The organism is Amycolatopsis sp. NPDC049688 (genome assembly GCF_040674975.1).
Lineage (GTDB): Bacteria > Actinomycetota > Actinomycetes > Mycobacteriales > Pseudonocardiaceae > Amycolatopsis.
On sequence record NZ_JBFANY010000016.1, the window covers coordinates 120,457 to 138,521 of the forward strand.

General features: G+C 69.3%; 14 protein-coding genes and 1 pseudogene. 8 read left to right on the forward strand and 7 right to left on the reverse strand.

All coding sequences use genetic code 11. From position 1 onward, the window contains the following. Positions 1-29: 29 nt before the first annotated feature. The 5 genes from AB0J55_RS36395 to AB0J55_RS36415 all read right to left on the reverse strand — a co-directional run bounded on the left by AB0J55_RS36395 (position 30) and on the right by AB0J55_RS36415 (position 7,350). The gene (locus AB0J55_RS36395; RefSeq protein WP_364259298.1) at positions 30-1,388 is read right to left on the reverse strand and encodes a ricin-type beta-trefoil lectin domain protein; all 1,359 of its coding nucleotides are present in this window, start codon (positions 1,386-1,388) and stop codon (positions 30-32) included. Then, the gene (locus AB0J55_RS36400; RefSeq protein ID WP_364259301.1) at positions 1,385-3,238 is read right to left on the reverse strand and encodes a ricin-type beta-trefoil lectin domain protein; all 1,854 of its coding nucleotides are present in this window, start codon (positions 3,236-3,238) and stop codon (positions 1,385-1,387) included. Before AB0J55_RS36400 ends, AB0J55_RS36395 begins: the two co-directional genes overlap by 4 nt. Next, positions 3,235-4,299 carry a ricin-type beta-trefoil lectin domain protein gene (locus AB0J55_RS36405; RefSeq protein WP_364259304.1) on the reverse strand — a complete coding sequence of 355 codons (1,065 nt, stop codon included), beginning with the start codon at positions 4,297-4,299 and terminating at the stop codon, positions 3,235-3,237. Before AB0J55_RS36405 ends, AB0J55_RS36400 begins: the two co-directional genes overlap by 4 nt. Positions 4,300-4,372: 73 nt before the next feature. Further along, a complete protein-coding gene (locus AB0J55_RS36410; RefSeq protein WP_364259306.1) occupies positions 4,373-5,584 on the reverse strand; it encodes a family 16 glycosylhydrolase in 1,212 nt (403 codons plus the stop codon). Positions 5,585-6,114: 530 nt separating this feature from the next. After that, complete coding sequence (locus AB0J55_RS36415) at positions 6,115-7,350, reverse strand: ROK family transcriptional regulator (protein WP_364259309.1); 1,236 nt, start codon at positions 7,348-7,350, stop codon at positions 6,115-6,117. A gap of 131 nt (positions 7,351-7,481) precedes the next feature. On the opposite strand from AB0J55_RS36415, the gene AB0J55_RS36420 reads away from it, so the two are divergent. The 7 genes from AB0J55_RS36420 to AB0J55_RS36450 all read left to right on the forward strand — a co-directional run bounded on the left by AB0J55_RS36420 (position 7,482) and on the right by AB0J55_RS36450 (position 16,045). Beyond that, positions 7,482-8,669, forward strand: a complete 1,188-nt coding sequence (locus AB0J55_RS36420; protein ID WP_364259312.1) for an ROK family transcriptional regulator — start codon at positions 7,482-7,484, stop codon at positions 8,667-8,669. Positions 8,670-8,875: 206 nt separating this feature from the next. Further along, complete coding sequence (locus AB0J55_RS36425) at positions 8,876-10,546, forward strand: ABC transporter substrate-binding protein (protein WP_364259315.1); 1,671 nt, start codon at positions 8,876-8,878, stop codon at positions 10,544-10,546. 17 nt (positions 10,547-10,563) lie between these two features. After that, a complete protein-coding gene (locus AB0J55_RS36430; protein WP_364259318.1) occupies positions 10,564-11,658 on the forward strand; it encodes an ABC transporter ATP-binding protein in 1,095 nt (364 codons plus the stop codon). Then, on the forward strand, positions 11,655-12,635 hold the full coding sequence (locus AB0J55_RS36435) for an ABC transporter permease (protein ID WP_364259321.1): 981 nt from the start codon (positions 11,655-11,657) through the stop codon (positions 12,633-12,635). The genes AB0J55_RS36430 and AB0J55_RS36435 overlap by 4 nt, the downstream gene beginning before the upstream one ends. 1 nt (position 12,636) lies before the next feature. Further along, positions 12,637-13,620 (forward strand): ABC transporter permease, encoded by a 984-nt coding sequence (locus AB0J55_RS36440; RefSeq protein ID WP_364259324.1) that lies wholly within the window; start codon positions 12,637-12,639, stop codon positions 13,618-13,620. Continuing rightward, positions 13,617-14,606: an ABC transporter ATP-binding protein gene (locus tag AB0J55_RS36445; RefSeq protein WP_364259327.1), complete on the forward strand. Its 990-nt coding sequence runs from the start codon at positions 13,617-13,619 to the stop codon at positions 14,604-14,606. Before AB0J55_RS36440 ends, AB0J55_RS36445 begins: the two co-directional genes overlap by 4 nt. Before the next feature lie 35 nt (positions 14,607-14,641). Continuing rightward, on the forward strand, positions 14,642-16,045 hold the full coding sequence (locus AB0J55_RS36450) for a GH1 family beta-glucosidase (RefSeq protein WP_364259330.1): 1,404 nt from the start codon (positions 14,642-14,644) through the stop codon (positions 16,043-16,045). 1 nt (position 16,046) lies between these two features. Here the strand turns inward: AB0J55_RS36450 and AB0J55_RS36455 are convergent, their stop codons facing one another. Both AB0J55_RS36455 and AB0J55_RS36460 read right to left on the reverse strand, forming a co-directional pair. Then, positions 16,047-17,105, reverse strand: a complete 1,059-nt coding sequence (locus AB0J55_RS36455) for a hypothetical protein (protein WP_364259578.1) — start codon at positions 17,103-17,105, stop codon at positions 16,047-16,049. Positions 17,106-17,198: 93 nt separating this feature from the next. Next, a pseudogene (locus AB0J55_RS36460) lies at positions 17,199-17,411 on the reverse strand (helix-turn-helix transcriptional regulator); the annotation flags it as partial. Between the two features lie 163 nt (positions 17,412-17,574). Between AB0J55_RS36460 and AB0J55_RS36465 the strand changes: the two are divergent. Continuing rightward, the gene (locus AB0J55_RS36465) at positions 17,575-17,973 is read left to right on the forward strand and encodes a hypothetical protein (protein WP_364259333.1); all 399 of its coding nucleotides are present in this window, start codon (positions 17,575-17,577) and stop codon (positions 17,971-17,973) included. The last annotated feature ends 92 nt before the right edge of the window (positions 17,974-18,065 follow it).

The window sequence follows — 18,065 nt, forward strand, 5'->3', positions numbered from 1 at the left end:
AACCCCGGCCGGGCCAGCGTGGTGCCGGGTCAGCCGGCGTAGCGGGCGAAGATCCGCGTGAAGTCCCACGCCTGCTGCGAGACGCCCGAACAGGTGTCGTTGTTCGGGTAGCCGCCGGGGCAGGGGCGGTCGCGGTTCGCCGACCAGAACGTCAGCCGGGCCAGGTGGTGGGAGTTCGCGTAGCCCAAAATGGTGGTGAAGTCGGCCAGGGTGACCGTCTCGTTGTTGTCGGTGATGCCGTTCATCGACGAGATGCCCATGTGCCGGTAGGCCGTGTCGTCGTCGTAGCCGTACGCGCTCTTGACGACGTTCTTGAGGCCCTCGGCCGCCCGCTGCGTCAGCGTGCCCATGTTCTGGCCCGCGCCGCCGAAGTCGAACGGCATGATCACCCAGCCGTCCACCGTGAGCCCTGCCTGCGCCGCCCGGTTGACCAGGCTGTTGTCCGGTCCCGACTGGCCGGTGCCGAAGGTGACGTACAGCTTGATGCCCGGGTTGTTCGCCCGGACCGTCTTCAGCGCGTCGACCGTGCGCTGCTGCACCGCCGGGTTGCTGTAGGCGTCGGCCTCGATGTCGATGTCGATCGCCTTGAGGCCGTAGGCGCCGATCACCTTCTGGTAGGCCGCCGCCAGCTCGCCCGCGCTGCCGCACGACGACTCCAGCTTGTTCCCGGAGTAGCCGCCGAACGACGGGATGACGTCGCCGCCGCCCGCGCGGACCGTGTTGATGGTGGTCTGGTCCACGCCGCCGGTGAGCGCCCGGCCGCCGTCCCACTGCGGGTTGCAGTAGCCGTTGGACAGGACGAACGCCAGCGTGAACCACTTGACGCCGGTGGCGTTCTGGATCGTCGCCGGGTTGGGCGGGTCGCCCCAGCCGTTGTAGAGGTAGGGCGCGACGGCCATCACGCCCGGCCCGGGCGGCGGGGTGGTGCCGCCGCTGGGCAGCGTCCACTGCTGGTTGGCCGTGCTCGCGCACGTCCAGATCTGCAGCCGCGTCCCGTTGGCGCTGGAGTTGCCGGTGGCGTCGAGGCACTTGCCGGAGCCGGTGTTGACCAGGTTCTTCGCCGCGTTGGCCGTCCACTTCTGGGCATTGGAGCCGTTGCAGTCCCAGAGCTGGACGGTGGTGCCGTTGGCGGTGCCAGCGCTTGTGACGTCCAAGCACTTGCCCAGTGCCTGCAGGGAACCGTCGCTGCCGACCGTCCACTGTTGAGCGTTCGTGGCGTTGCAGTCGTAGAGCTGGATCGCGGTGCCGTTGGCGGTGCTCGCGGCGTTGACGTCGACGCACTTGCCGCCGATGCCGGTGATGGGCCCGGTCGCCGCCTGCGCGACGCCCGGGGCGAGGACCATCGCCGAGGCGGCGATCAGGGCGCCGAATGCTGCTCGTTTTCTCATGCGGGCACGTTCCACTTCTGGTTGGCCGCGCCGGTGCAGGTCCAGATCTGCAGCCGGGTGCCGTTGGCGCTGGAGTTCCCGGTCGCGTCGACGCACTTGTTCGAGCCCGTGCCGACGATGTCCTTGGCCGCGGTGGCGGCCCACCGCTGGTTCGCCGTGCCGCCGCAGTCCCAGAGCTGGAGCTGTGCTCCGTCCGCTGTGGACTGCCCGGTGACGTCGAGGCACTTGCCGAGCGCCTTCAGGGTGCCGTCGGTGCCGACGGTCCACTGCTGGGCGCCCGAGCCGTTGCAGTCGTAGAGCTGGACCGCGGTGCCGTTGGCGCTGCTCGCGCCCGCGACGTCGATGCACTTGCCGCCGAGGCCGGTGATCGGCCCGGTCTTGCCGGTGCCGCCGCCGTTGCCCTGGGTGCCGTTCCACGTGAACGTCGCCGACGTCCGGCCGGGCAGGGTGTAGGTGAACGACGAGTTGCCCCAGTTCACCCGCACACTCTGGTTGCCGGTGCCGGAGTTGTACGCGATCAGCGCCTTCGAGCCGTCCGGGTTCTTCCAGGCGACGTTGCGCACGGCCGAGCTGTCGTTCGAGTCGATCCGGTAGGCGCCCGGTTTCACGAACTTCGTCAGGTGGCCCATGGTGTAGTACTCGACGGTGTAGTCGACCTGCCCGCTGCGCGAGTCTCCGTTGTGGACGGTGATCAGGCCGGTGCAGGTGCCGCAGCCGCCGTTGTGCGGGCCCATGTTCTGGTCGACGCCGAGGCTCCACTTGACGAAGCTCTTCGACCAGTTCCGGGTGTAGTCCACGATGTTGTTCATGTCCTCGGCCTGCTGGTTCGAGATCCAGGTGCCGCCGGAGTGCTCGGTCGAGTAGGCGTTGACGTTCGGGTACTGGTTGTGGACAGTCGTCTGCTGCGCGATGTCACCGCCGTAGCCGTGCCACGCCACGCCGCCGAAGTTCGGGTGGTTCCGGATCGCCGCGTCGTCCATCGTGGGGGCGCCGTAGGAGGCGTAGGTGTCCCAGTTCCAGTCGAGCGCCAGCACCTTTGTGGACAGTCCGGCGTTCTGCAGCGCGGGCAGGAGGTTGTTCTTCGCGAAGTACGCCAGGCCGGCGCCGTTCCAGTTGGTCGACGGGTAGCTCGAGCAGCACGTCGGCTCGTTCTGCATCGAGACGTAGTCGATCGGCACGCCGGCGTCCCGGTAGGCCTGGAGGTACTTGACGAAGTACTGGGCGTAGGCCGGGTAGTACTGCGACTCGACCCAGCCGAGCAGGTAGCTGTCGTTGTCCTTCATCCACGGCGGCGCGCTCCACGGCGACGCCATCACCTTGACCTGCGGGTTGAGCTGCCGGGCCTGCTTGGTCAGCGGCAGCACGTCCGCCTGGTCGTGGGCGATCGAGAAGTGCGCCAGGTTCGGGTCGGTCTGCCCGGCGGGCATGTCGTCGAAGGTGTAGCTGTAGCGGGCCAGGTCCGACGCGCCGAGCGGGTTGCGGATGAAGCTCAGCCCGATGCCGTTGTTCGGGTCGAACAGTTTCCGCATCGTGTCGTCGCGGGTGGCCTGGGACAGCGCGCCGCTGGAGTTCAGCAGCCAGGCTGCGGTGTCCGTGAAGGACGCTCCGCCGCCTTCGAACTGCTGGTAGGTCGTGTTTTCGTTGACGTTGATGGTCACGCCGCCGGTGCCGGTGCCCGCGGCGAACGTCACCGGCGTCTGCTGCTGCAGGCCGCGGGTGACCGTCCGGCCGCCGGCGTCGCTGGTGGTGGTCAGCCAGACGTTGACCGTCTCGCCCGCGGCCTGCGCGGGCGCGGCGAACGTGGCCGCGGCGAGCGCGGTCACGCCCACCAGGGTGAGCAGTTTCCTCATGGGAGCGTCCACTTCTGGTTCGAGCCGGAACCGCAGGTCCAGATCTGCAGCCGGGTGCCGTTGGCGCTGGAGTTGCCGGTGGCGTCGAGGCACTTGCCGGAGCCGGCGTTCACGAGGTTCTTCGCCGCGTTGGCCGTCCACTTCTGGGCGCCCGAGCCGTTGCAGTCCCAGAGCTGGACGGTGGTGCCGTTCGCGGTGCCGGCACTCGTCACGTCGAGGCACTTGCCGAGCGCGCGGACGGAACCGTCCGAATTGACCGTCCACTGTTGAGCGGTGGTGCCGTTGCAGTCGTAGAGCTGGACGGCGGTGCCGTTGGCGTTGTTCGCGCCGGCGACGTCGACGCACTTGCCGCCGATGCCGGTGATCGCGCCGGCGTTTTGCGTCGGGGGTGGGGTCGTGCCGCCCGCGAACTGCGTCGCGACCTGTTCGCCGAGGCTGACGGCGTTGGCGTGGTTCTCGATCGGGTTGACGTGCGTGTTCGGGAACACGATGTACGTCACGGGACCCTCGGTGCCGCCGTTCTTCGGGTCGGGGTTGATGCCGAGGCTGACCGCGGTGGCGTAGGACGCTTCACCGATGATGCTCGTCGGGCCGGTGTCGCCGACCACGGCGTAGGTCACCTGGTTGTTGTAGATCACCGCCACGACCGAACCACCGTCGATCCCGTAGTTGCGGTAGTCCCAGGTGGACGTCGGCTGGGGAAGGACGATGTAGGGCAGCTGCGCCGCGTTGAGCGGCTGGTCGGTCGAGGTGTGGAACGCGGTGTCGGGGTAGAAGCAGCAGTCGGTGTTCTCGTTGCACTGGGTGGTGCGGACGCCGTCGCAGTCGACGTCCATGTCGGCCGTGAAGAACACCGCGCCGTTGCCCTGGCAGACGGGCACGGTGGCGGCGCCGCCTTCGTCGAAGGAATACTTGCCGTTGGAGATCTGTTGGCACGATTGGGTTTTGGCGAGCAGCTGGCTCGCCGACGGACCGGCTTCGACCGCCGCCTGAGCCGAGCCGGTGGTAAGGGAAAGCGCTAACAGGGCACACCCCATTAGCGCGACGAAGATTCGCCGCACTTCGGTTCTCCTTATGGGGTCGTGAGTGCGTAACAGTGTTAGAACACTGTTACGCACTCACGAGGGCGTGGGGTCAGGGAGTGGTCCACTTCTGGTTCGCGCCGCCGGTGCAGGTCCAGATCTGCAGGCGGGTGCCGTTCGCGCTGGAGTTCCCGGTCGCGTCGAGGCACTTGTTCGCGTTGGGGTTCACGATGTCCTTCGCGCCGGTCACGACCCACTGCTGCGCACCGGTTCCGTTGCAGTCGTAGAGCTGCACCGCTGTCCCGTCCGCGGTACCGGCGCCACTCACGTCCATGCACTTGCCGAGGGCGCGGATGGTGCCGTCGGTGCCGACGGTCCAGCTCTGCGCGGCGTTGCCGTTGCAGTCGGTGATCTGGATCGGCGTGCCGTTGGCGCTGTTCGCGCCGGCGACGTCGACGCACTTGCCGCCGATGCCGGTGATGGTCCCGGTCCGGCCGCCACCCTGGCTCGAGGAGTTGGTGACGTGCACGTAGTCGACGACGAGCTGCTGCGGGAACTGCGTGCTGCTGTTGGGATCGCCGGGCCAGTACCCGCCTACGGCCAGGTTGAGGATGACGAAGAAGTTGTGGTCGTACACCCAGCGGTTGCCGTTGAGGTCCGCCGGCGTGCGCGTCTGGTACAGGTTGCCGTCGACGTACCACTTGATCTGGTTGGGCGCCCAGTCGATGGCGTAGGTGTGGAAGTCGTCGGAGAAGTTCGGGCCGTTGTAGGCCGCGCCGATGCCGCCGGAGCCGGAGTAGCCGGGGCCGTGGATGGTGCCGTGCACGGTGTTCGGCTCGAACCCGACGTTCTCCATGATGTCGATTTCGCCGTCGGTGGGCCAGTTCCCGCCACCGAGCATCCAGAACGCCGGCCACATGCCCTGCCCGCGCGGGAGTTTCATGCGCGTCTCGAAGTGGCCGTAGGCCTGGCTGAACTTGCCGGCGGTGTTGAGCCGGGCGGAGGTGTACTCGCAGCGGCCGTACCAGCAGTTGTAGTTGCCGGGGTTTTCCTTCTTGGCCGTGATGACGAGGTGGCCCTGGCCGTCGAGCTGGGCGTTGTTGGTGCCGGAGGTGTAGTACTGCCGTTCGTGGTTGTTGACGTTGTCGCCGGTTTCGAGCTGCCACTTCGACCCGTCGACGGCGGCGCCCGCGGGGCCGTTGAAGTCGTCGGTGAAGGTGGCCGCGGCTTCGGCGGGGGTGGTCGTGAGGGCTTGCTGCCCGAGGACGAGCAGGGCGCAGGCGGCGAGGAGTGCCGCCCAGCGGTTCTTCTTGGAGGTGGACATCGTTGTCGCCTCTCTCACCGTGGGGACCGGCGTTCCGCGCGCAGCACGGAACGCGGGGGAGGGGAGGTGGCCGCGCATGCCGGGGCGGCGGCAGGCGTGACCGTGCGTTCGCCGGGGCCGCGCGGTGGGGCGCGGGGGCGGCGGGGGGTGGTGCGTTTGTTGTGCTTGGCAACAAAGTATGCATGGTCCAGACAAGGCGGGCAACACTCGGGTGGGTCATTTTTTTCAACCCGAATTAAGGGATGGTGGAAGGGAGAAGGAGTCCCGCTCAGTGGGGCACGGGATCCGGCTGCCGGACCTGTGTGCTCTCGCCATGACAGTTGCGTTGGGTTCTTCCGGCACCCCGAAGCCGGCATTGTGACTACGGCCGGCAGCGCCGCGTCAAGGCGGGAAAGCGTGCCTTGACCCGGCGCTGCCGGCCGTGTTCTGGCTTCGGATCGGGGTGCCCGGGGAGGTCTGGGTTCTCGTCGGTGCCGGTTTTCGTGACCGCTTGCGTCGGGCGGTCGGTGGGCGGCTTGCGCCGCCGCTGATCAGGCTGCGTCGGAGTCCGGGGCTCCCGGCTTGGCGATTCTCGACGTCGCTCCCTGCTCCAGCAGGTCCGCTACCGGCAGGGTTGCCGCGCCCGTCGCCACCGCGTCCAGGCCCAATGAGCCCAGCTGGATCGATGTCTGGCTGAACGGGTGGCGCAGGGCGTGCTCGCCTGCCGCCTCGCGGATTCTCGGTAACAGCTGCTCGCCCAGGGCCAGGCCGGCCCAGCCGCCGATCACGATGCGCTCCGGGTTGAACAGGTTGATCAGGTTCGCTATGCCCGCGCCCAGGTAGCCTGCCGTTTCGTCGAGGACGCGCGCGGCCGTCTTCGACTTCGGGGCCGCCGCGAGCAGGGCCGAAAACTGGGCCTGCTCGTCCTCGCCCGGGATCTCCTTGCCGCGGGCCCTCCGGTAGCGGGCCAGGACCGCGCCCGCGCCGATGTACGCCTCCAGGCAGCCGTGCGAGCCGCAGCGGCACTCCTGGCCGCCGTACGCGATCGTCGTGTGGCCCCACTCGCCCGCGCTGCTCGTCGATCCGCGGTACGTCGTCCCGTCCGTCACCACCGCCGCTCCGACACCCGAGCCGAGCAGCGCTATCACCGCGTGGCGCGCTCCGCGGCCGGCGCCGAACCACATCTCCGCCTGGCCCTGCGTCTTCGCGCCGTTGTCCACGAACAGCGGCAGCCCCACCCCCGCGTCCTGCAGCAGCGAGGCGAACGGCACCCCGTCCCAGCCGACCGTCGGGGCGTGGACCAGCACCCGGGACCCCTGCTCGACGGTCCCCGGCACGCCGATGCCGACGCCCAGCACGGCCGATTCGTCGATGCCCGCGCTCGCGAACACCTCACGCAGTCCCGACGTCACCTGCTCGACCGCCGTCGCCGGGTCCGGGGCCTTCGGCAGGGGGTGCTCGACCGTCGCCAGGCGGCTCATCGCCAGGTCGAACAGCTCGACCTTGACCCCCGTCTCGCCGATGTCGACCCCCGCGACGTGCCCGTACGCCGGGTCGACGCGCAGCAGCACGCGCGGCCGCCCGCCGTCCGACTCGACCTGGCCGGCTTCGGTGATCAGGCGTTCTTCGCCCAGTTCGGCGGTCACGTTGCTCACCGTGGCGGCACTCAATCCGGTGAGCTGGCTGAGTTCGTGCCTCGACAGCGGGCCGTCGAAGTACAGTTTCGACAGCAGCAGGGATCGGTTGTGCCGCCGCAGATCACGGACGGTGGTGCGCTTGCTCGCCATGGGCAACCCATCTAACTTCTTACCGGCTTCTGACAGGATGCCTGATCGCCGTAAGTTGTGGCTATGTATTAAGTGGTGAACTAAGTCCCGAACCCATGGTGGCGGGGCCGCGGTCTGGCAGAATCCTCCCGGTGACCCAGGTGGTGCGCCAGACGACCCGTGACCTCAGGCGGCACAACCGCGCGGCACTGCTCTCCTCGCTCTACCTCCGCGGTCCCGTCAGCAGACTGGAACTGGTAGCTGAATCGGGACTGTCGGCCGCCACCGTTACCAACGTCGTCTCCGAACTCATCGCCGACGGCGTCGTGGCCGAGGCCGGATCGGTCGAATCGGACGGCGGGCGCCCCCGGACGCTGCTGGCCGTGCGGCCGGAGTTCGGGCACGTCGTGGGCGTCGACGTCAGCGAGACGCACGTCGAGGTCGGCCTCTTCGACTGCGCGCTCGGCACCCTCGGCACCGTGCGCCACCCGCTCGTCGGCACCCGGCTCGACCCGGACGAGGTGGCCGGACTGGTGCGCACCGGCATCGCCGAAGTGCTCGAAGACGGCGATCCGGACGCGGTGTTCGGCGTCGGCATCGGCGTGCCCGGCGCGGTCCGCGACGGCGGGATCGTGCACGCCCCGACCCTCGGCTGGCAGGGCGTGAACTTCGCCGAGCTGATCCACCCGCACATCCACGCGCCGCTGCACCTCGACAACCGCGCCCGCACGCTCGGCCAGGCCGAGACCTGGCGCGGCGCCGGCCGGGGCGCCGAACGCGCCATCGTCGCCCTGCTCGGCGTGGGGGTCGGGGCCGCGGTCGCGACGGCCGGGCGGTCGCACCCCGGCATCACGACCAGCGAGTGGGGGCACACCGTCGTCAAGGCGGCCGGGGCGGCGTGCCGGTGCGGCTCGCACGGCTGCCTGGAGGCCTACGTCGGCACCGAGGCGATCGTCCGCCACTACGCCGCCCGCGTCGGCAGGGAACCGGTCATCGGGGATGAAAGCGACGGCGAACTGGCCCGGATCGTCGAGGAGGCGGCCACCGGCGGTCCGGCCGCCGACGTGCTCGCCGAGACCGGCGAGTACCTGGGCATCGGCATCGCCAACCTGATCAACCTGCTCAGCCCCGATCGGGTGGTGCTTTCCGGCTCGGCCGGGGCGATCATGGGGCAGGCGATCCTCCCGGCCGTCCGGGACGCCGTCGAGCGGCACGCCCTGGACTACCTGGCCGAGCGCACCGAGGTCGTCCTCGGCCGGCTCGGTCCCGAGGCGGTCGCGCTCGGCGCCGCGACCCTGCCGATCGCCCAGCTGCTGGCGAACGGCGGCCGCAACGGCTGAAACCCTTGCGTCGCAAGGAGTAGTTCGATCAACAGGTCCAGACCGCCAGTTCTTTCAGTACTTAAACTTAGGCACAAAAAGTTACCGCCGTGTTATTGACGTGACCCGAGTCACCCGGGTTGACTTCGGGACGTCGTTCGGTCGCCGGCGGTCGGGGCTCGCTACCAGTCGACAGCAAGTAAGTCGTCGATGACCAGGAGGAACCGATGCGAGTCAAGCGCTCCATCGTCGCAGCGCTCGTTGCCATCACCGCCTTGAGCGGGCTCACGGCGTGCTCGGGCGGGAGCTCCAACGCCGCCCAGAGCAACCCGGACGCCGTGCTCAACGTCGGCAAGCCGGACGGCCCGCAGGCGGAGAACAACAACCCGTTCCTGGAGACCTCCGCCCTGTCGAACATGGGCTACCGGTGGATGATCTACGAGCCCCTCGTCATGCTGAACCGCGTCAAGCCGCAGGAGCCGGGCAAGCCGTGGCTGGCCACCAAGTGGGACTGGTCGGACAACTACAAGAAGCTGGTCCTGACCGTCCGTGACGGCGTCAAGTTCTCCGACGGCCAGCCGATGACCGCCGAGGACGTCGCCTACACCTTCCAGCTGCTGCGCGACAACAAGGCGCTGAACGTCGACGCCGTCCCGTACAAGGACATCACCGCGGCCGGCAACCAGGTCACCCTGGCCTTCGACGGCTCGCAGTTCGTCAACCAGGTCAAGATCCTGCAGACCCTGGTCGTGCCGAAGCACGTCTGGAAGGACGTCAAGGACCCGGCGCTCGACCTGGTGAAGAACCCGATCGGCACCGGCCCGTACACGCTGAAGTCGGCCACCCCGCAGACGATGATCGTCACGCGGCGCGACAGCGGCTACTGGCAGGAAGCGCCGAAGGTCAAGGAGATCCGCTACACCTCCTACACCGACAACAACGCGCAGGTGAACGCGCTGGTCAACGGGGCTTCCGAGTGGAGCTTCGTGTTCATCCCGAACTACAAGGCCGTCTACACCAACAAGGACCCGCAGCACTACAAGCTGTGGTTCCCCGCGCAGCTGGCCGTCCACGGCCTGTGGTTCAACACCGAAAAGGCGCCGTGGAACGACCCGAAGCTGCGCCAGGCGATCAACAAGGTGATCAACCGCGACGACGTCTTCAACCAGGGCGAGGCCGGCTACTTCTACCCGAAGAACGACCAGGTCACCGGCATCCCGACCCCGGCGGGCGACCCGTTCATCGCGCCGCAGTACAAGGGCCAGTCGGTCCAGGTCGACGTCCCGGGCGCGAAGGCGCTGCTGACCGGCGCGGGCTACAAGTTCAACGGCGACAAGCTGGCCGACCCGAGCGGCAAGCCGGTCACCATCAAGCTCACCGTCCCGTCGGGCTGGTCGGACTACATCACCGACCTGGAGATCATCAAGGACAACCTGGCGCAGATCGGCATCACCGCCACGGTCGACAAGATGAACCAGGACGCCTGGATGAAGTCGGTCGACACCGGTGACTTCGAGGGCCTGATGCACTGGACCAACGACGGGTCCACGCCGTACGACATGTACCGCGACGTCATGGACGGCAACCGCTACAAGCCGACCGGCCAGGGCGGCATCAACGGCAACTACGGCCGCTACAAGAACGACGAGGCGACCAAGGCGCTGGAGACCTACGCCAACGCCGAGGACGACGCCGCCCGTACCGCCGCCATGGCGACGCTGCAGAAGATCATGATCGAGCAGCAGCCGATGATCCCGACGTCGGCGGCCAACTCCGGCGGCGAGTACAGCACGAAGAACTGGGTCGGCTGGCCCGACGACGCCAACCCGTACGCGCCGGCCCAGCCGACGCTGCGCAACGCGCTCGACATCGTCCTGCACCTCAAGCCCGCGGCCTGACGATGGCGGACTCACTGATGACCGAACACGGGGACGGCCGCGGCGACGCGGCCTCCCCGGCCCCCTCCGACCCCGTCGCCGTCGGGTCGGAGGGGGACCTCCCCGTGGTCCTCGAAGCCGCGGGCCTGACGAAACACTTCCCGGTCCGCCGCAAGGGGCGGGCGGCGCTGACCGGTCCGCGCCGCGCCATCCAGGCCGTCGACGACGTGAACCTGACGCTCCGGCGGGGCCGCGTCACCGCGCTCGTCGGCGAGTCCGGCTCGGGCAAGTCGACGGTCGCGCGGCTGCTCGCGGGCCTCTACCCGCGCACCGGCGGGGACATCCGCCTGCACGGCGAAACGGTGAACGTCAAGCACGGCAGGGCGTTCCGGGCCTACGCTCGCCGGGTCCAGATGATCTTCCAGGACCCCTTCGCGTCGCTGAACCCGGTGCACACCGTGCGCTACCACCTCACGCGGGCGCTGAAGATCCACGGCCGGGCGGGTGACGACCTCGAGGAGTCCCTGCGCGACCTGCTCTCCCGCGTCCAGCTGACCCCGCCCGAGCGGTACATCGACAAGTTCCCGCACGAGCTGTCCGGCGGTCAGCGCCAGCGTGTCGCGATCGCGCGGGCGCTCGGCGCCGACCCGGAGGCGCTGCTGGCCGACGAACCGGTGTCCATGTTGGACGTCTCGATCCGGCTCGGGGTGCTGAACCTCCTGCGCGACCTGAAGGAACGCCTGCACCTGGCGATCCTGTACATCACCCACGACATCGCGTCCGCGCGCTACTTCGCCGACGAGACCATGGTGATGTACGCGGGCCGGATGGTCGAGGGCGGCGACAGCGAAACCATCACGCAGCGGCCGGCGCACCCGTACACCCGGCTGCTCATCGAATCCGCGCCCGACCCGGACCGGATCGCGGGCGGCGGCGACCCCTCGGAGACGCCGGCCGAACGCGGGTCCGGCGAGCCGCCCAGCCTGATCGACCCGCCGTCCGGCTGCCGGTTCCACCCGCGCTGCCCGGTCGCGATGGCGCGGTGCGAGACCGAGCTGCCGCCGCGGTTCGACGTCGGCGACGCGCCCGGCCACTGGGCCGCGTGCTGGCTCTACGACGGAGCCGCCCGATGAGGTACCTGCTGCAGCGGCTGGGCTTCTACGTCTTCACCGCGTGGGCCGCCGTCACCATCAACTTCTTCATCCCGCGGCTGATCCCGGGCGACCCGGTGCAGTCGCTGATCGCCAAGAACCAGGGCATGATCAGCGCGGACGCCATCGAGTCGCTGTACGTCCTGTTCGGACTCGACAAGAACGAAAGCCTGATCTCCCAGTACTTCGACTACTGGGGCCAGCTGTTCCGTGGCGACCTCGGGATCTCGTTCACGTTCTTCCCGACGCCGGTGTCCGACCTGCTGAGTGACAGTCTGCCGTGGACGATCATCCTGGTCGGCATCACCACCGTCGTCGGCTTCGCGATCGGCACCGGGCTCGGCGTGGTCGCCGGCTGGAAACGCGGCTCGTGGGTCGACGGCCTGCTGCCGGTGACGACGTTCCTGTCGTCCATCCCGTACTTCTGGCTCGGCTTGATCGCCCTGACGATCCTGGCCGGCCCGGGCAGTTTCTTCCCGTCGTCCGGCGGTTACGACCCGGGCACCGTGCCCGGCTGGGACGGCTCGTTCATCGGCAGCGCGATCCAGCACAGCCTGCTGCCCGCGCTCACCATCCTGATCAGCTCGATGGGCAGCTGGATCCTGGGCATGCGCAACATGATGGTCACCGTCGCGTCGGAGGACTACGTGACCGTCGCGCACGCCAAGGGCCTGCCGGAACGCCGGGTGATGGTCGGGTACGCGGCACGCAACGCGCTGCTGCCGAGCGTGTCCGGCTTCGCGCTGGCGCTGGGGTTCATCGTCGGCGGCACGCTGCTGGTGGAGATCGTCTTCTCCTACCCCGGCGTCGGCTACCAGCTGTTCCAGGCCGTCGGCTCGCAGGACTACCCGCTGATGCAGGGCATCTTCCTGATCATCACGCTCTCGGTGCTGGTGGCGAACCTGCTCGCCGACGTCGCTTACCTGGCGCTCGACCCGCGCACCCGGAAGGAGGGCTGACATGGCCGTACCCGCGGCGGACGTCAAGGCCGCCCAAGCCCTCCCGCTCGAAGCGGTCGCCCGCCGGCGCCGCTTCCGGTTCCTCGCCGGCGGGAAGACCGTCACCGGGGTCGCCGTCATCGGCTTCTTCCTGGTGATCGCGGTCATCGGCGACTGGATCGCGCCCTACGACCCGTCGGCGCGCAGCAGCGACCTGCTGGAACCGCCGTCGGGCCGGCACTGGTTCGGCACCACCCACCTCGGCCAGGACATCTTCAGCCAGGTCGTGGTCGGCACCCGCAGCGTCATGCTGGTCGGGCTGGCCGCCGGGATCGTGGCGACGATCCTCGCGGTGATCGTCGGCGTGACGTCCGGCTACCTCGGCGGCACCCCCGGCGAAGGACTCTCGGCACTGTCCAATGTGTTCCTGGTGATCCCGGCCCTGCCGCTGATCATCATCATCGGCAGCGCGGTGCCCACCGGCGGCGACATCCTGGTCGCGGTGATCATCGGCTTCACGTCGTGGGCGTGGGGCGCGCGGGTGCTGCGGGCGCAGACGTTGTCGCTGAGAGGCCGGGAATACGTCGAAGCGGCCCGGGCGACCGGCGAGTCGACGTGGCGGATCATCTTCTTCGAGATCCTGCCGAACCTGACCGCGGTGATCGCGTCCAGCTTCGTCGGCACGGTGATCTTCGCCGTGATGTCGGAGATCACCCTGGCCTTCGTCGGTGTCTCGGGACTGTCCAACTGGAACTGGGGCACGATCCTGTTCTGGGCGCAGAGCCAGCAGGCACTGGCGCAGGGCGCGTGGTGGTGGTTCGTGCCGGCCGGGCTGGCGATCGCCATCCTCGGCACGGCGTTGTCCCTGCTCAACTTCGGCATCGACGAGTTCGTCAGCCCGCGGCTGCGCGGCAGCGGCAAGGCCCGCGTGCGCGGCGCCGACGGGAAGACGCATCGCATGCGGGTGGGCTTCACGCCCGTCCTCGGGCGGGAGGAACGGCCATGATGGACCCGGTGCTGGAGATCAAGGGCCTCGACGTCGACTACGGCGTCGGCGACGAGGCCGTGCGCGCGGTCCGGGACGTGCACCTGACGCTGCACCGCGGCGAGGTCCTCGGCCTGGCCGGGGAAAGCGGCAGCGGGAAGTCCACTTTGGCCTACGGACTGACCCGGCTGCTGGCCCCGCCGGGCGTCATCCGCGGCGGCGAGGTGATCTACCACCCCGCGGACGGCGAGCCGTATGACGTGCTGAAGCTGACGGACAAGCAGCTGCGGGACTTCCGCTGGGCGGAGACGTCCATCGTGTTCCAGGGCGCGATGAACTCGCTGAACCCGGTGCACAAGGTGGTCACGCAGCTGGTCGACGTCATCAAGGCGCACGAACCGCGGACCACGAAGGCGGGCCGCATCGCGCGCGCGAAAGATCTGCTGAAGCTGGTGGGGATTTCGGCCGACCGGCTGGAGGCGTACCCGCACCAGCTGTCCGGTGGCATGCGGCAGCGCGTGATGATCGCGATGGCGCTCGCGCTGGAGCCGCGGATCGTCATCATGGACGAACCCACCACCGCGCTCGACGTCGTGATGCAGCGGCAGATCCTCGGCCAGCTGGTGGAACTGCGGGAACGGCTCGGGTTCTCGGTCCTGTTCATCACGCACGACCTGTCGCTGCTGGTGGAGTTCTCGGACCGGATCGCGATCATGTACGGCGGCCGGATCGTCGAGCAGGCGCCGGCGGCCGACCTCTACCGGGACGCGCTGCACCCGTACAGCCACGGCCTGCTCAACTCGTTCCCCGCGCTGCGCGGGCCGCGGCGCGAGCTGGCCGGGATCCCCGGGTCGCCACCGGACACCCGCGGGATGCCGTCCGGCTGCGCGTTCCACCCTCGGTGTCCCAAGGCTTTCGAGCCGTGCCCCGACCGCGTGCCGCTGCTGGGCACGCCCGGCGACCCCGCGCGCGAAGTGGCGTGCTGGCTGCACCCAGTCGCTCCTTGACCGTCCTGTCCGGTAACCACTGGAGGAGAGCCGCCTTGACCGAGACCACCGCCGCGACCGCCGAGCAGCAGGCGCTGATCGACACCCTGCCGCCGGACTTCCGCTGGGGCGTGGCGACCGCCGCGTACCAGATCGAAGGCGCGGTCGCGGAAGACGGGCGCACCCCGTCCATTTGGGACACCTTCTGCCAGGTGCCGTGGGCGATCGACAACAACGACACCGGGGACGTGGCGTGCGACCACTACCACCGGATGCCGTCCGACATCGAGCTGGTGCGCTCGCTCGGGGCGGACACCTACCGGTTTTCCGTGGCGTGGCCCCGGGTCCAGCCCCGCGGCCGCGGCGGCGTCAACGAAGCGGGCATCGGGTTCTACGACCGGCTCGTCGACGAGACGCTGAGCCGCGGGATCACGCCGTGGCTGACGCTGTACCACTGGGACCTGCCGCAGGAACTCGAGGACGCGGGCGGCTGGCCGGCCCGCGACACGGCGTACCGGTTCGCGGACTACGCGATGCTGGTGTTCGACGCCTTGAAGGACCGCGTCCGCCACTGGACGACGTTGAACGAGCCGTGGTGCTCGGCGATGCACGGGTACGTCCACGGCGTGATGGCGCCGGGCCGCCGCGACTACGCGGCGGGGATGCACGCGGTGCACCACCTGCTGCTCGGCCACGGCCTGGCGGTGCAGCGGATGCGCGAGGCGGCCCCGGCGGACACGCAGTTCGGGATCACGCTCAACATGTGCACGGCCGACCCGGCGACGGACTCCCCGGAGGACGTCCGCGCGGCCCGCCAGGCGGACGGCCTCGGCGTCCGGATCTACCTGGACCCGCTGGTCCACGGCCGTTACCCGGCGGACGTGGTGGACGACCTGGCCGCCCGCGGAGTACGCCTCCCGGTCCAGGACGGCGATCTCTCGGTCATTTCCACCCCGCTGGACTTCCTCGGCGTGAACTACTACTTCGGCCAGCAGTTCTCGGGCGTGGACGAGTCGGGCTCGGCGGTGGACGCGGACGGCGTCCCGGCATCACGGGTGGTCCCGTTCGGCGAGCCGACGACGGCGATGGGCTGGGAAATCCTGCCGGGCAAGTTCACGGAGCTGCTGACCCGGCTGGGCCGGGACTACCCGGGCCTGCCGATGTACATCACGGAGAACGGCTCGGCCTTCGACGACGACCCGGACTCTTCCGGCTTCGTGCGTGACGACGGCAGAACGGCGTACCTGGCTTCGCACATCGCGGCCGTCGCGGCGGCCCGTCAGGCGGGGGCGGACGTTCGCGGGTACTTCGCCTGGTCCCTTTTGGACAATTTCGAGTGGGCGTACGGGTACGCGAAGCGGTTCGGGTTGATCCGGGTGGATTACGAGACGCAGGAGCGGACGATCAAGCAGAGCGGGTACTTCTACCGCGACACGGTCCGCCGGGTCCGCGGCAGCTGAGTCAGACTGGGACGCCGGTCCGGCGCGCGAACGCGGTCAAGCCAGGGAAGTGGCGGGCGTTCGGGTGCCGGATCAGGCTTTCGGTGATCCGGTGGATGGCCGGGCGGTAGCGGACTTCGTCGGGCGACGCCTGTTCGGCGGCCAGCAGAGCGCGGTAGCACGGCTCCGGCTTGCCCCATTGGTGGAAGGCGCGGGCCACGTCCGAGTAGTAGCGGGCGCGCCGCTCGACCACCGGAATCGCGCCTGGATCGATGCGGCGTGCGTGTTCGATCGCGGCGCCGGAATCGCCGAGAACCCGGGCGATGCTGACCTGGTAGAGCCCGACGGCGATGGGGTTGAAGGCGGTCGCATACGGGCCCGCCGCGACTCTCGCCGCGGCGTCGCTCGCTTCGGCGATCAACGACTTCGCGGTGTCCCGGTCGCCGTCCACGGCGGCGGTGTACGCACCGGTTTGGAGGAGCGTCCCGTAGACGGACAGGTGTTCGGGACCGCGGTGCAGGCTGGGCTGAAGGGCCGCGGCGGTGTCGAGGACGAGCTGGCGCGCGGTGTCGGCCTGGCCCGAGCGGCGCAACACGATTCCCCAGCTGCGCCGGGTGGTCGACTGGGTGAGGACGTCGCCGCAGGCGTCCGCGGCCTGCAGCGCCCGGTCCGCCGCTGTCCAGGCGAGCCGGTCGTCGCTGACCTTGATCATGAGTTCCGTGGTCAAGGTGTAGAGCTCGGCCAGGTACCGGTTGGCCATGGCCACGCCGTCCGTGCTGTCGAGTTCCGCGCGAGTGGCCATGGTCCGTGCCAGCACCTTCGGCATCAGCGTGGCCACGTCACCGTATTTCGCCTGCTGGAAACTCGACCGGACCACGGCGACGGCCCGCCGGAGTTCGTCGAGCGAGACCGGCTCCGCGTTCTCGATGGGCGGGTTCAGCAGCGCGGTCCCGAGCGACCGGATCGGATCGGCGGCACCGTACGCCGGGCCGGCACCGGCCAGCGCACCGGCGGCCAACCCGCCCGCCCCGGCGAGCAAAGTGCGACGCCGCATCGGGTCGTCCTCCTCGGGTGTCGTCACCGGAACCGGGCCAACAGTAGGCCACCGGACCGGTGGCGTCCTGCCGGACACACCGTGTGGGTTATCCGGGATGAGTCCGAAGACCTCGATCGGCAAGTCCAGCGCGCCGGCCAAAAGGCGGAGAACCCCGACGTCACGAAGGGGTGACCGGCCGGTTTCCCAGCGGGAGATCTGGCTGGCCGAGCAGCCGCACCGGCGGCCCAACGCCGTCTGCGTCCATCCCGCAGCGGATTGCGCGATCCGCACGACGTCGCCGGGCCGGTGCGGCCGGCCGGGCAGGTGGCCGGCTGCGCCGTCACGACTCATCGTGGCCTCCCCTGAGCGGGGTCGATGCTTTCACGGTAGCCCGGCCTGGGCGGTGACGACCGATTTTGCAGAATTCGCACACGATGTGCACGATCGGTACGGCCGATGGGCCCAGCGCCTCAGCCGCGGTTCGGTGTAACCGTGCGCAGGAAAGGGGAGGCGGATGGACCGTTCATTGGCGGTGGCCGTGTTCGCAGCGGCGGACGCGCATTTGGATCCCTGCGGTGCCACCGCGTTCGCGCAGCGGCTCGGGCGGGAACTCGATGCCGGGCGGATCGTGTTCCCCCGGCCGCTCGTCGTCGGTGGTGGTTGCCCGTACGGGTGTCTCGTGCTCCACCGTTTCCCCGGTGATCTGACCGGGCTGCCCGAAGCGACCCGGATTCTCGCCCGGGGGCTGGCCGATATCGCCGGAGGAAGCTTCCTGATCGGCATTTGCGGTGTTCGCAGCATCACTGTCGTCGACTGCGTCGCGCAGGCCGTGAGGTGTGAGCTGAGAAACCATCGGCGGGGCAGCGGCCCGGTCGGCCGGATCGGCGAGTCGACCGTCTTCGCGATGCTTTGAGCCGGTGGGGTGGGCCCTACCGGGGTTGTGGTGGCCCACCCCATGGCCGGCCCTCCGGGATGTCCCTAGCGTCGATCGGGAGAAGTCCCTGC